Annotated in this window: 16 protein-coding genes and 1 tRNA gene; 14 read left to right on the top strand and 3 right to left on the bottom strand. The window is 70.1% G+C overall.

The genetic code is table 11. From position 1 onward, the window contains the following. Positions 1-62: 62 nt before the first annotated feature. The 5 genes from ABZX10_RS00690 to ABZX10_RS00670 are packed head-to-tail and all read left to right on the top strand — an operon-like array spanning position 63 to position 5,561. On the top strand, positions 63-2,348 hold the full coding sequence (locus ABZX10_RS00690; RefSeq protein ID WP_355533448.1) for an acyl-CoA dehydrogenase: 2,286 nt from the start codon (positions 63-65) through the stop codon (positions 2,346-2,348). Beyond that, positions 2,345-3,349, top strand: a complete 1,005-nt coding sequence (locus ABZX10_RS00685) for an OB-fold domain-containing protein (protein WP_355533445.1) — start codon at positions 2,345-2,347, stop codon at positions 3,347-3,349. The genes ABZX10_RS00690 and ABZX10_RS00685 overlap by 4 nt, the downstream gene beginning before the upstream one ends. Beyond that, complete coding sequence (locus ABZX10_RS00680; RefSeq protein ID WP_355533442.1) at positions 3,346-3,762, top strand: MaoC family dehydratase; 417 nt, start codon at positions 3,346-3,348, stop codon at positions 3,760-3,762. The genes ABZX10_RS00685 and ABZX10_RS00680 overlap by 4 nt, the downstream gene beginning before the upstream one ends. Next, positions 3,759-4,931, top strand: a complete 1,173-nt coding sequence (locus ABZX10_RS00675) for a lipid-transfer protein (RefSeq protein ID WP_355533439.1) — start codon at positions 3,759-3,761, stop codon at positions 4,929-4,931. Before ABZX10_RS00680 ends, ABZX10_RS00675 begins: the two co-directional genes overlap by 4 nt. A gap of 3 nt (positions 4,932-4,934) precedes the next feature. Next, positions 4,935-5,561 (top strand): hotdog fold domain-containing protein, encoded by a 627-nt coding sequence (locus ABZX10_RS00670; protein ID WP_355533436.1) that lies wholly within the window; start codon positions 4,935-4,937, stop codon positions 5,559-5,561. Positions 5,562-5,601: 40 nt separating this feature from the next. Here the strand turns inward: ABZX10_RS00670 and ABZX10_RS00665 are convergent, their stop codons facing one another. Both ABZX10_RS00665 and ABZX10_RS00660 read right to left on the bottom strand, forming a co-directional pair. Further along, on the bottom strand, positions 5,602-6,291 hold the full coding sequence (locus ABZX10_RS00665; protein WP_355533433.1) for a hypothetical protein: 690 nt from the start codon (positions 6,289-6,291) through the stop codon (positions 5,602-5,604). 160 nt (positions 6,292-6,451) lie between these two features. Further along, the gene (locus tag ABZX10_RS00660; RefSeq protein WP_355533430.1) at positions 6,452-6,913 is read right to left on the bottom strand and encodes an SgcJ/EcaC family oxidoreductase; all 462 of its coding nucleotides are present in this window, start codon (positions 6,911-6,913) and stop codon (positions 6,452-6,454) included. A 275-nt stretch (positions 6,914-7,188) separates the two neighbouring features. On the opposite strand from ABZX10_RS00660, the gene ABZX10_RS00655 reads away from it, so the two are divergent. From ABZX10_RS00655 to ABZX10_RS00625, 7 genes are all read left to right on the top strand, one after another. Next, complete coding sequence (locus ABZX10_RS00655; RefSeq protein WP_355533427.1) at positions 7,189-8,109, top strand: SPFH domain-containing protein; 921 nt, start codon at positions 7,189-7,191, stop codon at positions 8,107-8,109. Further along, positions 8,109-8,342, top strand: a complete 234-nt coding sequence (locus tag ABZX10_RS00650; RefSeq protein ID WP_355533424.1) for a hypothetical protein — start codon at positions 8,109-8,111, stop codon at positions 8,340-8,342. The genes ABZX10_RS00655 and ABZX10_RS00650 overlap by 1 nt, the downstream gene beginning before the upstream one ends. Positions 8,343-8,446: 104 nt before the next feature. After that, complete coding sequence (locus ABZX10_RS00645; protein WP_355533421.1) at positions 8,447-8,662, top strand: hypothetical protein; 216 nt, start codon at positions 8,447-8,449, stop codon at positions 8,660-8,662. A gap of 70 nt (positions 8,663-8,732) precedes the next feature. Beyond that, a tRNA-Thr gene (locus ABZX10_RS00640) sits at positions 8,733-8,808 on the top strand. A gap of 110 nt (positions 8,809-8,918) precedes the next feature. Beyond that, positions 8,919-9,380, top strand: a complete 462-nt coding sequence (locus ABZX10_RS00635; RefSeq protein ID WP_355533418.1) for a PaaI family thioesterase — start codon at positions 8,919-8,921, stop codon at positions 9,378-9,380. A 104-nt stretch (positions 9,381-9,484) separates the two neighbouring features. After that, positions 9,485-10,105: a DUF3159 domain-containing protein gene (locus ABZX10_RS00630; protein ID WP_355533415.1), complete on the top strand. Its 621-nt coding sequence runs from the start codon at positions 9,485-9,487 to the stop codon at positions 10,103-10,105. After that, a complete protein-coding gene (locus tag ABZX10_RS00625) occupies positions 10,102-10,689 on the top strand; it encodes a TetR/AcrR family transcriptional regulator (protein ID WP_355533412.1) in 588 nt (195 codons plus the stop codon). The genes ABZX10_RS00630 and ABZX10_RS00625 overlap by 4 nt, the downstream gene beginning before the upstream one ends. Here the strand turns inward: ABZX10_RS00625 and ABZX10_RS00620 are convergent. After that, positions 10,686-11,651, bottom strand: a complete 966-nt coding sequence (locus ABZX10_RS00620) for an arsenic resistance protein (RefSeq protein WP_355533409.1) — start codon at positions 11,649-11,651, stop codon at positions 10,686-10,688. The two genes, ABZX10_RS00625 and ABZX10_RS00620, sit on opposite strands and share 4 nt — an antisense overlap. Positions 11,652-11,693: 42 nt before the next feature. On the opposite strand from ABZX10_RS00620, the gene ABZX10_RS00615 reads away from it, so the two are divergent. Together ABZX10_RS00615 and ABZX10_RS00610 are read left to right on the top strand one after the other, a co-directional pair. Beyond that, positions 11,694-12,938 (top strand): helix-turn-helix domain-containing protein, encoded by a 1,245-nt coding sequence (locus ABZX10_RS00615; RefSeq protein WP_355533406.1) that lies wholly within the window; start codon positions 11,694-11,696, stop codon positions 12,936-12,938. Between the two features lie 118 nt (positions 12,939-13,056). Further along, positions 13,057-14,550 carry an NAD(P)/FAD-dependent oxidoreductase gene (locus ABZX10_RS00610; RefSeq protein WP_355533403.1) on the top strand — a complete coding sequence of 498 codons (1,494 nt, stop codon included), beginning with the start codon at positions 13,057-13,059 and terminating at the stop codon, positions 14,548-14,550. Positions 14,551-14,593: the final 43 nt, after the last annotated feature.

Below are 14,593 nucleotides of genomic sequence, written 5' to 3'. Positions count from 1 at the left end.
CCACTTGCTAAAAATAGAACACGTTTCACCGTTTGTACGCGGTATCGAGATCAGGAGTGCGCGTGGACTTCCGTCCGGACGAGAACCAGGTGGCCGTCGCCGGCCTCGCGGCCGACGTGCTCGGCCACGCCGCCGCGCGCCGTGCCGACGGCGCCGCCACCCACACCGAGGACGCCTGGCGCGCCACCTGGGCCGACCTCGCCACGGCGGACCTGCTCGGCCTTCCCGCGCCCGAGGACCTCGGCGGCGCAGGCCTGGGCGCTGAGGAAGTGGCGGCCGTACTCACCGAGGGCGGGCGGCTCGCGATCGGCGCGCCCCTGCTCGCCGGGCTCGCGCTCGGCATCCTGCCCGTCGCGGCGCACGCCACCCCCGAGCAGCGCGCGGCCCTGCTGCCCTCGGCCCTGACCGGCGACGAGCTCATCGTGGGCGCCCTCGGCGAGGTCGGCGACGCCGTCCCCACCGCGCCGTCGACGCGTGCCCTCCGCACCGCGAACGGCTGGGCGTTGACCGGACGCAAGGTCGCGGTCGGCTACGCGCAGCACGCGACGCATCTGCTCGTGAGCGCCGCCACCGACGACGGCGCCGCCGTCTTCGTGGTCCCGGCCGACGCCCCCGGCCTGACCGTCGTCCCCAGCCCCACCTCCGCGGGCACGCCGGAGGGCACCGTCGATCTCGCCGGCGTCGAGGTACCCGCCGAGGCGGTCCTCGGCGGCTCCACGGACGGCACCGTCGCACAGGCCGTGCGGGAGTGCGGCCTGACGGGCGCGGCCGCCGTCGCCGACGGTGCGCTCGCCGGGGCTCTGGCGCTCACCGTCGACCATCTGCGCAAACGGGAGCAGTTCGGGCGCCCGCTGGGGGCCTTCCAGGCCGTGGCGCAGCAGATCGCCGACGTCTACATCGCCTCCCGCACGCTGCACCTCGCGGCGGTCTCCGCCGCCTGGCGCATAGGCACCGGGTCCCCCGCCGACGAGGCCACGGCACTCGCGGCGCACTGGCTGGCGGTGGAGGCACCGTCGGCGGTACGGACCTGCCACCACCTGCAGGGCGGCATCGGCGTGGACGTGACCTACCCGCTGCACCGGTTCTACTCCACGATCAAGGACCTCACCCGGTTCGTGGGCGGTGTCCCGCAGACCGTACGGGCGCTCGCGGCAGCGCACCGCGACGACGCCACCGGCGCCGACGAGTCCGGGCGGTTCCTCGCCCTGACCACCTCGCAGCGGGCGCTGCAGGCCGAGTTGCGCGACTACTTCTCCACGCTGATGACGCCCGAGGAACGTGCCGAGATGCTGGTGCAGCGCCACGGCGAAGCCTTCCGCAACGTGGTGCGGCGCATGGGCATCGACGACCGGTTGGGCGTGGGCTGGCCGACGGAGTTCGGCGGCAAGGGCTTCGGACCGATCGAGCAGTACCTGTTCGTCAACGAGGCCTCCCGCGCCGATGTGCAGCTTCCGTCGGTGACGCTGCAGACCGTGGGGCCGACCCTGCAGGCCTTCGGGACCGAGGAGCAGAAGGCACGATTCCTGCCCAAGATCCTCTCGGGCGAGGTGCATTTCGCGATCGGCTACACCGAGCCCGAGGCGGGCACGGACCTCGCCTCGATCCGCACCACCGCGGTCCGCGACGGCGACCACTACGTGGTGAACGGCCAGAAGATCTTCACGACCGGCGGCCACGACGCCGACTACGTGTGGATCGCGGTCCGTACCGACCCGAATGCCCCTAAGCACAAGGGCATATCGATCCTCATCCTCGACACCACGGATCCCGGCTACAGCTGGACGCCGATCATCACGGCGGACGGCGCGCACCATGTGAACGCCACGTACTACAACGACGTCCGCGTGCCCGCGGACATGCTGGTGGGTGTCGAGAACGAGGGCTGGAAGCTGATCACCACCCAGCTCAACCACGAACGGGTCATGCTCGGACCGTCGGGCCGGATCGGCGCGCTGTACGACCGGGTGGACGCCTGGGCGCACGAGCAGGAACTGCTCGGCGATCCCGATGTTTCGAGTGCACTGACCCGAGTCCGCGCGGCGGAGCTCATCAACGAGCTGCTGAACTGGCAGGTCGCCGCTGCGGAGGCCGGCGGACCCGTGGACGTGGCGGACGCCTCCGCCACCAAGGTGTTCGGCTCGGACCGGATCCAGGGGCTGACCGCCCTGCTGGAGGAGACCGTCGGCACGCACGGCGACCCGTCCGATCCCGCGACAGCGGAGCTACTGCGCTGGCTCGACGTCCAGGCCAAGCGGCACCTCGTGCTGACCTTCGGCGGCGGCGTCAACGAGATCCAGCGCGAACTCATCGCCCTCATGGGCCTGCAGCTGCCGCGGGTGCCCCGATGACCGCCCCGGACTCGACCGTGGAAACGACCGCGGTCGTTCTCGCCGCGGCGGAGCGGATCCGCGCGCTCGGCGATTCCGTGCCGCGCGCGGGCCGGGATCCGGTGAACCAGCCGATGATCAACAACTGGATCGAGGCCATCGGCGACACCAACCCGCTGTACGCGGATCCCGAGTTCGCGAAAAACTCGGTCTTCGGCGGGCCCGTGGCGCCGCCCGCGATGGCGCAGGTGTGGTCGATGCGCGGACTGCACGGGGTGCGGGCCGACGACGACCCGATGGGGCTGATGTCGGCCGCGCTCGACGAGGCCGGCTTCACGTCGGTCGTCGCCACCAACTCCGACCAGACCTACCACCGGCACGTGCGTCCGGGCGAAGTGATCACCGCGTCCTCACGCCTCGAGGACGTCGTGGGGCCGAAGCGGACCGGGCTCGGGGAGGGCTGGTTCTTCACCACCCGGACGCTGTGGCGCGTGGACGACGAGGTGGTCGCCGAGATGACCTTCCGCATGCTCAAGTTCCGGCCGCCCGCCGCGGAGCAGCCCGATGCCCCTGACACCCTCGTGCCCGAGGCCGGGCCGAGCGGGCGCATCGTCGACGCCTCCGCGTACGCGGGCGGCGTGCTCCGGCCGGTGATCTCGCGCGACACCGCCTTCTACTGGGAGGGCGCGAAGATCGGCGAGCTGCGGATCCAACGCTGGGGCGAGACGCTCCGGCACCCGCCGGGCCCGATGGACCCGGGTGGCGACCTGGGGCTCGTCCCCGACTACGTGGTCTCCCCCGGAACGGGCACCGTCTTCAGCTTCGTGGTGCACCACCACCCGAAGGTCCCCGGCAAGCGCCTGCCCTTCGTGGTGGCGCTCGTGGAGCTCGACGAGGGCGTGCGCGTGCTGGGCGAGTTGATCGATGTGGACCCCGCCGCCGTCGAGATCGGCATGCCCGTGCGAAGTGTGTTCCTCCGCGTCGATGACGACCTGACCCTGCCCGCCTGGGAGGCACGATGACGTACCCCACCACTCTGCGCGCGTCGGCGGTCACCGTCGGGACGGCGCTGCCGCCCATGACGATCCACGCGAGCACCACCTTCGTCGCGACCACCGCGATCGCGACCCGCGACTTCCAGGACGTGCACCACGACCGCGATGCGGCGATCGCGCGCGGTAGCAAGGACATCTTCGTCAACATCCTCACCGACAACGGCCTGGTCCAGAAGTACGTGACCGACTGGGCGGGCCCGGAGGCCTTCGTGCGGAACATCTCCATCCGGCTCGGCGCGCCCTGCTACGCCGGCGACACGCTCGAGTTCTCGGGTACGGTCACGCAGGTCGACGGTGCCGCGATCACCATCGCCGTGACCGCGAAAGACAGCCTCGGAGACCACATCTCGGGCACCTCGACCGTGGTGCTGCCGGCATGAGCGGCCTGAGCGGCAGGGCCGCGATCGCCGGCATCGGCGCCACCGAGTTCTCCAAGGACTCCGGTCGTAGCGAGCTGCGCCTGGCCGTGGAATGCGTCCGGGCGGCGCTCGACGACGCCGGTCTGACCCCGCAGGACGTCGACGGTCTGGTGACCTTCACCATGGACACCAACTCCGAGATCGCCGTGGCGCGCGAGCTGCGGATCCCCGAGCTGAAGTTCTTCAGCCGCATCAACTTCGGTGGCGGCGCCGCGGCCGCAACCGTGCAGCAGGCGGCGATGGCCGTCGCGACCGGCGTCGCCGACGTGGTGGTGGCCTACCGCGCCTTCAACGAGCGGTCCGGGCACCGCTTCGGGCAGGTCTCGAACGCCGCGGCGCAGCAGGTGAACACGAACGGCATCGACAACGCCTTCCACTACCCCGCCGGGATCGCCACCCCGGCGGCCACCGTCGCCATGGCCGCCCGCCGGTACATGCACGACTTCGGTGCCACGAGTGAGGACTTCGGCCGCGTCGCGGTCCTCGACCGGGCGCGGGCCGCGACCAACCCGAAGGCCTGGTTCCACGGGAAACCGATCACGCTCGCCGAGCACCAGGCGTCGAAGTTCGTCGCCGAGCCGCTGCACCTCCTCGACTGCTGCCAGGAGTCCGACGGCGGTGTCGCGCTGGTGATCACGAGCGCTGAGCGCGCCCGGGACCTGCAACAGACCCCCGCGATCATCGCCGCCGCGGCGCAGGGCAGCGGCCCCGACCAGTACGTGATGACCAGCTACTACCGGGACGGGCTCACCGGCCTGCCCGAGATGGGCGTCGTCGCCGGCCAGCTGTGGGCGCAGGCGGCGATGGCACCGTCGGACATGGACCTGGCGGTGCTCTACGACCACTTCACCCCCTACGTGCTCATGCAGCTCGAGGAACTCGGCTTCTGCGGGCGGGGGGAGGCACCGTCGTATCTGGCTGCCGGAACCTGCGAGCTCGACGGGGCCCTGCCCCTCAACCCGCACGGCGGGCAGCTGGGCGAGGCGTACATCCACGGGATGAACGGCATCGCCGAGGCGGTTCGCCAGCTGCGCGGGACGGCGGCCAACCAGATCGCGGGCGCGGAGCGCGCCGTGGTGACCGCCGGGACCGGGGTTCCGACCAGCGGTTTGGTGCTGAGTAAGGTCTGACGGATGAGCGAGTCGGATTCGGACAAGGTGGACCTGCGGAGCGAGATCCCGCGATTCCGGGAGGCCACGCCCCCGCCCGCGTTCGGGGAGTTCGTCGAGAACATGCGGCGGCTGCAGGACCTCGCGGTGAGCATCGACGCCCCCGACGAGGTGTACGAAGCCGCCCGCGACCGGGCCGCGGAGCTGATCGAGCTGCTGGCGCCGCATCAGGCGCGCGAGGGCAAGGGGCCCGCGAACCGCAGTATGTCGCTGCCCGGGCGCGGCAGCCTGCTGATGCCTCCGTTCCACGTCGAGAAGTTCGACGAGGAGTCCGTCGTCGCCCGCGGTGTGTTGCGCCGGTACCACCTCGGCGGCGGCGGGGTCGCGCACGGCGGCGTGCTGCCGCTGATCTTCGACGACAACTTCGGCAATGTGGTCTACGCGGCGAAGCGGCCGATCAGCCGCACCGCGTACCTGCACGTGAACTACCGCAAGGTGACGCCGCTCGACGTGCCGCTCGTCATCGAGGGCAAGGTCGATCGGGTGGACGGGCGGAAGACCTTCATCACCGCCCGGCTCACCGAGGAGGACGGGACGCTGCTGGCCGACGGCGAGGGCCTGATGGTGCAGCTGCTCCCCGGCCAGCCCTGAGCCGCGCCGGGGAGCCGTTCGCGCGGCAGAGCCTCAGCCGCTACTTCTTGCCGCCCAGCGCCCCGTCGATGCTGCTCACGTCGCTGATCACCCAGTTCTGCTTGGTGTCGATCGTCAGCGCATAGGTGGTGACGGACGGGATCCCCTGTGGCCGCTGCGTGCTCTTCGTGACGACGTTGACGAAGACGTTGACGACCATGATGTCGTCCTTGTCGGAGACGACGACGGTACCGAGCGGAGTGGCGGTGGATTGCCACTGCAGCGGTACGTACACCTGCTCCAGGTCCGTCGAAGCCGTCTTGAGCGTGTTCGCCAGCTCCGGCGTCGTGTTCGCCACGAGCGCCGTGCGCCAGGGATCGAGGTTCTGGTAGTCGACCGTGGCCGCGCCGATCGCGTACTTGACCGCCACGTCCTTGGCGCGCGCGTTCCGGTCCTCGGTGTGGGTGATCGACGCGAGCTGCCCGCGCGCGTCGTCGCGGTCCGACGACGCCGAGAGCCAGAGGAATCCGAAAGCGGTCGCGGCAACGGCGAGGACGACGACGACCGCCGCCAGACCGAGCATGAGCGGCGTGACCACGATGCCCCTCGGCGTCGCCTGCTCCGCGGATGCCACCTGCTTCGCGGCCTTCTTCGTGGGCTTCTGCGTCACCGGCGCGGTCGGCTCGTCGGCCTCGTCCGCGCCCGTCACGTCGTCGATGGCCCCGTCCGGATCCGATGTCGTTGCCGCCATGGTGCTACCCCTCTCCCGCGGCGCCGTCCTCGAATGCCCAGGCAGGACAGCTCAGCGCCACGGTATCGTGAGCAGAACTGTAACACGTTCCAGTTTTGGCCGGAACGATTCGCCGGCGATTCCCGGAGCCGGGCGTCACATCGGCGCGACGGCCCGAAGGCTACCCGGCACGGGACTGCCGCGCGACCGGATCGTCGAACACCGCCGTCGACTGCGCAGCGGCGATCCGCCAAGCCCCGCCGTCCTTGGACAGCACGTAGAGCGGGGCGGACTCGAGCTGCGGCGCACCGTCGGACCCGAGAGGTCGCACCCGGACGCTCACCGCGGCCACGTCCGGGCGGATGAACAGGATGCGTTCGACGCGGTAGTGCGTCCCGGCCCGCACCCCGGAGCCACGGACGGTCCGCGCGAGGAAGCCGTCGATCGCGGCCCGGCCGTGCAGGCGCCGCCCGTGCGCGGTGGTCCACACCGCGTCGTCGCGGAAGAGGGAGCGCACGCGGGGCACGCTGCCCTCGCGTTGCGATTCGAGCACCTCGGAGACGAACTCCACGATCGCGGTGGCGTCGGCGGGGGTGCCGTCGCCGAGGATGTCGGGAAGGTCGCGGAAGCGGTCGTCAGCCATGCCTCCAGGCTCGCTTATCAACCCCGGTTCAGGTCAAGCCTTCGATTCAGTGCGATTCGAGGAGATGCGCATCCGCGCGCCGGTAGTACAGCTCGTGGATCAGGCGCAGGATCAACAGAACGCCGGCCACGATCAGCAGGAAGATCATGAGCCGGAACGTTATTCGGATCCGGCTCCGCCCGGAAGGGATGTTGACGCGGTCCTGACGGAACCTTGACGGCGGCGCCACTATTCTGATATCACTTATTTAAGTGATATCAGAATAAGGAGGGGTGATGACAGGCATCGTTCAACCCGAGGACACCCAGGTGGCCGTCGAGGAGCGCACGGCGTGGCATGCCGGCGCCGGCGCCGCCGTGACCGCGTTCGTCGGGTTCCTCGCGCTCGTCGCGGGCGCGGTCGGACTGGTGATCCTCTCGATCTCGACGCGGACACCGGTACTCATCGTCGGCGCGGTGGTCCTGGCCATCGCCGCGCTGTTGCTGGTCAGCATGGTCGTGGTCGTCGCGCCAGGGCACACCCTGGTGGTGCAGCTGTTCGGCAAGTACGTGGGAACCGTGCGCACCCAGGGCCTCGGCCTCGTCCTACCGCTGACGACGCGGCAGCGCGTCTCGGTGCGCGTGCACAACTTCGAGACCGCCGAGCTCAAGGTGAACGACTCCACCGGCAACCCGGTGAACATCGCGTCGATCATCGTCTGGCAGGTCGCGGACACCGCCCGGGCCACCTTCGCGGTGGAGGACTACGAGGAGTTCATCGCCTCGCAGGCCGAGTCCGCACTGCGACACGTGACCACCAGCCACCCGTACGACGCCGACGACGCCGTGGCGGGCGCGACCTCGCTGCGCGGATCCACCGACCAGGTGGCCGCCGAGCTGGCCGAACAGGTCGCCGCACGCGTCGAGCTCGCCGGCCTCGAGATCCTCGAGGCCCGCATCTCCTCGCTCGCCTACGCGCCCGAGATCGCGCAGGCAATGCTGCAGCGACAGCAGGCGTCCGCCCTGCTCGCGGCGCGCGAGAAGATCGTGGAGGGCGCCGTCGGCATCGTCGAGAACGCGCTCACCCGGCTCGAGGAGAACGGCACCGTCGAACTCGACGACGAGCGCCGGGCGGCGATGGTGTCCAACCTGCTGGTGGTCCTCTGCTCCGACAGTCGCACCACGCCGGTGGTGAACACGGGGAGCCTGTACAGCTAGTGGACGAGCCCGAGGCGGGGAAGGAGCGGGGCCGCAAGGCGGTCCCGCTCCGGATCGACCCCGCGGTGTATCAGGCGCTCGCGAAGTGGGCCGCGGACGATCTGCGCAGCGTCAACGCGCAGATCGAGTTCCTGCTGCGCCGCGCGCTCGACGATGCCGGGCGCATGCCCGCGAAAGTGCGCCCGATGCGCGGTCCCGGGCGGCCGCCGGGGGGCGCGGACTCACCGTCATGACGACGTCGGCCTTGGCCCTGGCCCCGGCCTCGGAACCGGCCTCGGCAGCCATGACGACGGCAGTGTCGATCCTCGCCGAAGCGGGGCTCAGCGAATGCGCGCGGATGCCTGAGGTGCCCGTGTGCAAGGAGATGAACGATGAGCTGACCGTCTTCTTCGCGGTGTTCTTCGGAGTACCGCTGCTCCTGATCGTCGCCGGAATCGTGTTCTTCCTGGTCCGCGTCCTGGCGAGACGTCCCGCCGCGCCGACCGAGGTGCGGACGGCGTCCCGTCGGGCGGCAGCGACGGGGGAGCTGCCACCGGCGCGACGGACCAGCTGAGCGGTGCATTTGGTGGTCGCCGGGGCGGTCAGTAGACTTGGTCCTCGGTCCTGCACCCGTGTGGGGCCACGCCGCCTTAGCTCAGTCGGTAGAGCGCTTCACTCGTAATGAAAAGGTCGCGAGTTCGATTCTCGCAGGCGGCTCCATCAGGCCAGGTCAGAGATACTTTCTGACCTGGCCTTGGTCGTGCGATTCACCGAGAACGCCGTGTTCCCGACCCTTAACACCACTCGCTCCACGTCGTACCGTCAGAGAGATGGACGTTCATGGTCGAGAAGGACTCTTCTGGGATTCGATCGCCGGGCGGGCACCCGTCCCCCGTGCTGCGGCGACACTCGGATTCGAGCTCCTCGACGCGGACCCCGATGGAGGGTGGATCGAGGTCGCGTTCACCGCGACCGAGGCGTTCACGAACCCGATGGGCGAGGTACTCGGCGGGTTCCTCGCGGCGATGGTCTACGACACCGTCGGGCCGGCCCTCCTCGCCACTCTCGCGCCGGACGAGTTCCAGGAGACTCTGGAGCTCAAGACCACCTTCGTCGCGCCCGCACGGCCGGGTCGGCTCCTCGGGCGCGGGCGCGTGATCGCGCGCCGCGATCGCCTGGCGTTCCTCGATGCCACCCTCACTGACTCGTCCGGACGGCTCGTCGCGACCGGCACGGCCACCGCGACCGTCATCCTGATCCACGCGGACGGCGATCCCTCGCCGGAGCCGTGACGAGTCGCGCTCCGCGGATCCTCGTCGCTGGAACACACGTAGCGTAACAGTGTTACGCTAACATCCTTGGGCCGGCACGTGAATCGACAGCGAGGTGATCCCGCGTGAACGATCAACGCACCGTCTACGCCGACGGGCGCAGGCCGACCGCCTGGGATCACGTCGGAGGCGTCCCGGGCCTCCTGCAGTCCGCCGTGCCCTCCCTGGTGTTCGTCGCCGCCCACGCCGTCACCGGAATCGGACCGGCCGCCGTCGTCGCGATCGCGGCCGCCACCGTGATGCTGATCGCGCGCCGCCTCCGCGGACGGACCGTGCGTCCCGCCATCGGCGGGCTGGTCGGCGTGCTCATCTCGTCCGCGCTCGCGTATCGGACGGGTGATGCGCGTGACTTCTTCCTTCCGGACATCTGGGGTTATGCGGCTGCCGCAGCGGCCGCCGCACTGTCGGTGGTGCTGCGGTGGCCGCTCGCCGGAGTCCTCTGGAGCGCACTGAACGGCACCTCGATGCGATGGCGGCACGACAGGCGCGCCATGCTCGGCTATTGCCTCGCGACGACGGTGGCGGCAGTCGCGTTCACCACGCGTGCCGCGACGCAGGTGTGGTTCTACCAGCACGATCAGCCAGGCACGATGGCACTTCTGCGAATCGCACTCAACTATCCCCTCTGGGTGATCACCGCCGCGGCATGGGCGTGGTCGATTCGGCACGCCAGGGGAACGGCATGAGCCCGCGCGCGCTCGACCCTGCGGTTCGGAACGCAGTGATGGACGCGGCGATCCGCATCCTCGGCACCGAAGGACGGTCGGCGTTGACCGCTCGCCGGCTGGCCCGCGAGACGGGCACCTCGACAACCGTTGTGTACACCTACTTCGGCAGCATGGACGACCTCCATCGCCATGTCCGCAGGCACGCCATCACGGCGTTGCTGGCCGCGCTCGACGTCGCCGAGACGACCGACGACCCCGTGGCGGACCTCGCCCGCGCGGCCGCGATCCAGGTCGATCACGGCTGCCGGCAACCCGCCATGTACCGCATCATGTTCGTCGATCAGCCGCCCGACGACACCGACGACCCCGGCACTGCGGTGTTCGAAAGGTTCGTGGGCCTCGTCGATCGCTGCATCCGCGGCGGTCGTTTCCATCCGGGCGAGTCGCACCATCCGGCGATGTGGGCGGGCCAGCTGTGGACCGCCGGCCACGGTGCGGTCATGTCGGCCCTCACCGGGCTGCTTCCACACGACCAGGTGCGGTCTCTGCACAGCGACATGATCCACCGATTGTGCGTGGGATACGGCGATGATCGCCGCTAGCGGATCACGCGCGGGATGAGCCGGACGAAGACGACCATCACCACCAGCTCGACGAGGGTCTGCGTGACCACCACCAGCGGCGCCAGACCGTACGCGACCGGGAGAGCCAGGACCAGCGGCAGGATCACCAGCGAGTTCCGGGTCACACCACTGAACACGACGCTGCGCCGGCCCGGGACGTCCAGCCCGGCGACCCGTCCCGCCGCCGCGCCGATCGGGGTCATGACGGCCGCGAACAGCACGTAGACCGGGACCGTCAGCAGCAGCGACGACAGCTCGGGACGCACACCCGCGATCTGCGATGCGACCACCACCGCCAGCGTGAGCACCATGACCGGCACCATCGCGCCCGACACCGCCGCGGAGAGCACGGCACCCCAGCGAGCGCGCTCCGCCGCCCACTGCGTCGCGCCGGCCAGCACGAGCGGCACCGCGATGATCACGACGAACGCGCGGACGAAGGGCGCGACCTCGAGGGTCCGGACGACGTCGGCGCCCACGAACAGCCACAGGTACGCGGGCAGCAGGACCATCTGCGCCAGCATGAGCAGAGGCGCGGCCGCGAGCAGCCGGTCCGTCGCCCCACCGGCGAGGCCGCTGAACACGATCACGTAGTCGACGCACGGGGTGAGCAGTACGAAAAGCACCCCCACCAGCAGCACGCGGTCGTGCGCGACGATCCGCGACACCAGCAGCACCACGAGCGGCACCGCGACGAAGTTCACCGCCAGCGCCGTGCCGAGGAACCGGACGTCGCGCAGCGCCTCGCCCATGCGGGCGAACGGGATCCCGAGGAAGGTCGCGTACAGCAGCACCGCGAGGACGGGTTCGACGAGTACCCCCGCGGGGCCGGCCACCGTCGGGACGGTGAGGCCGAGCGCGGCACCGAGGGCGAGGCCGGCCAGGTACAGCGCGACCTGGTGCGTCTCCATCCGATCCACGACTGTCCGAATTCCCGTCACGGGCACACCCTAACGACGCCCCGGGTCAGTAGGGTTCCTCCCATGGGTGCGCCGATGGAGCAGAGCTGGCCCGAGCCCTCGGACCGGGTGAAGGAGCTCATCCGGCGCGCCGCGGAGTTCGCCAGCAACGCCCCCGACGAATGGGTGACCGCGCTGCAGGACGCGACGTTGACCGGCATCATCCTGTCCCCCATCGCCGCGGATCCGACACTGGCGGAGCTGGTGCGCAACTCCGACACCGCGGTGATGCTGCACTGGGCGGCGCACAACCTCGCCCACCCGGGCCGCCGGGTACCGCCGAACATCGACTCCGCGGACGCCCTCGCCGTCGCGCGGGACCTCGTCCGACGGGGCCTCGACCTGCACGGCATCGACACCTACCGCAAGGGCCTCAACACCGCCTGGGCGCTGTGGATGAACGTCTGCTTCGAGCTCACCGACGACCCCGCGGAACTGCGCGAGCTCCTGACCATCACGTGGGCCTCGATGTCGGCCTATGTCGACGACACCATCGACGCCATCACGATCCGGATGGCCGGCGAACGCGAGCAGCTCACGACCGGGACCAATGCGGACCGTCTGGCTGCGGTCTCGTTGATCCTCGAGGGCGCCCCGATCACCCGACCCCGCGCCGAGCAGCAGCTGGGCTACCGGCTCACCGGCCCGCACACCGCGGCAGTCATCTGGACCACCGGCACCGTCGGCGACCTCGACGCCGCCGCCCACGCCCTCGCCCGGCACGCCGGGGTGACCCGGCCGCTCACCGTCGTCGCGAGCGCGTCGGCGCTGTGGCTGTGGCTTCCCGGAACCGTCGTCCCGAACTCCGGAGACCTGGCCCGCGAACTGGCCGACCACCCCGAGGTCCGCGTGGCGATCGGTCGTCCGGGCGACGACCTCGAGGGTTTCCGCCGCAGCCATCTGGACGCGGGCACGGCGCAGCGCGTGATGACCCGCCTGCGGACCCGTCGGCGAGTGGCCGGGTACGACGACATCGCGCTGCTCTCGCTGGTCACGAGCGACACCGGAAAGGCCGACGAGTTCGTCCGGGACACCCTCGGCGATCTACTGACCGCTGATCGGGAGACCCGCGAGACGGTGGCCGCGTACGTCGAGGAACAGTTCAACACCTCCCGCACCGCCGAGCGGCTCTACACCCACCGCAACACGGTGATCCGCCGCCTGACCAGGGCGGACGAGCTCCTTCCCCGCCCGCTGACGGACAACCCGACGGGCGTGGCCGTGGCGCTGGACGTGTTGCGCTGGCTCGGCCCGGACGGGCCCGCGTGACGATCTGCACCAATCTGAGGGACAACCGGGTGCAATCTGTGCTGGCCGCAAGGGGCCGCCGAGCGAGAGAGTGAGTCATCGGTTCTATCACGGAGCCCTCGGACCAGGAGAATCACCCATGACGAGCACCACACCGGAGCACCTCGACATCATCGTGATCGGGGCCGGCATCTCCGGCATCGGCGCCGGGCACTACATCACCACCGAGCTGCCGTCGAAGTCCTTCGCGATCCTCGAGGGCCGCGCGACCTTCGGCGGCACGTGGGACCTGTTCAAGTACCCCGGCATCCGCTCCGACTCCGACCTGCACACCTTCGGCTACGAGTTCAAGCCCTGGGAGTCCAAGGACTCCATCGCCGACGCGCACAAGATCCTCGACTACCTGCGCGAGACCATCGAGGAGAACGACCTCACCGACAAGATCCGTTACGACCACAAGGTGGTCTCCGCCGATTGGTCGAGCGAGGACGGCCGCTGGACACTGCAGATCGATCACGCCGGCGAGCGCCGCGTGCTCACCGCCGGCTGGATCCTCGCGGGCACCGGCTACTACGACTACGACGAGGGCTTCACGCCCGAGTTCGCCGGACGCGAGAGCTTCCAGGGGCAGATCATCCACCCGCAGTTCTGGCCGGAGGACCTGGACTACAACGGCAAGAAGGTCGTCGTGATCGGCTCCGGCGCGACCGCGGTGACCCTGGTCCCGTCGCTGCTGACGGGGAGCAAGCGCGCCGCGCACGTGACGATGCTGCAGCGCACGCCGACGTACATCATGCCGGTGCCGAAGCAGGACCCGCTGACGAACCTGTTCCACCGCGCCTTCGGCCACAAGATCGGCCACGACCTTTCGCGCAAGCGCTTCATCTGGCAGCAGCGCGGCGTCTACGTCTTCGCGCAGCGCTTCCCCGACCTCGCCCGGAAGATCATCCGCAGCGAGAACGCCAAGCGCCTGCCCAAGGGCTACCCGGTGGACGTGCACTTCAACCCGCCGTACAACCCGTGGGACCAGCGTCTGTGCGCCGTGCCCGACGGCGACCTGTTCAAGGCCATCCGCAGCGGCGACGCCGCCGTCGCGACCGACAAGATCGCGACCTTCGACGAGACCGGCATCGAGCTGGCGAGCGGCGAGCACCTCGACGCCGACATCATCGTCACCGCCACCGGACTCAAGCTGAAGCTGCTCGGCGGGGTGACCCTGTCGGTCGACGGCCGCGACGTCGACGTGCCGAACGCCGTCATCCACCGCGGCGCCATGCTCTCGGGCGTTCCGAACGCGGCGCTCGCCATCGGCTACACCAACTCGTCGTGGACGCTCAAGGTCGGGATGCTGTGGAAGTACATCACCACACTGATCTCCGCGATGGACGAGAGGGGCCTCGACACCGCGGTTGCGGTCGCCGACCCCGACATGCCGACCCGCCCCGCCCTCGACTTCGAGGCCGGCTACGTCCAGCGCGCACTGCACGAGCTGCCCCGCCAGGGCGAGGCCGACGACTGGCGCATGTCCATGAGCTACTTCGAGGACGCCAAGCGCCTGAACAGCGAGTTGTCGCTCGGCGAGGAGTCGGGCCTGCGCCTGAGCTCCAGCAGCCACGCCAAGGTCACCGTCTGACCTGCACCGATCACTGCTTCCGCCCGTCTACCGCTACCGTTGA

The organism is Tsukamurella sp. NPDC003166 (assembly GCF_040611135.1).
Classification (GTDB): domain Bacteria; phylum Actinomycetota; class Actinomycetes; order Mycobacteriales; family Mycobacteriaceae; genus Tsukamurella.
This window is presented reverse-complemented; position numbering and strand designations above follow the sequence as displayed.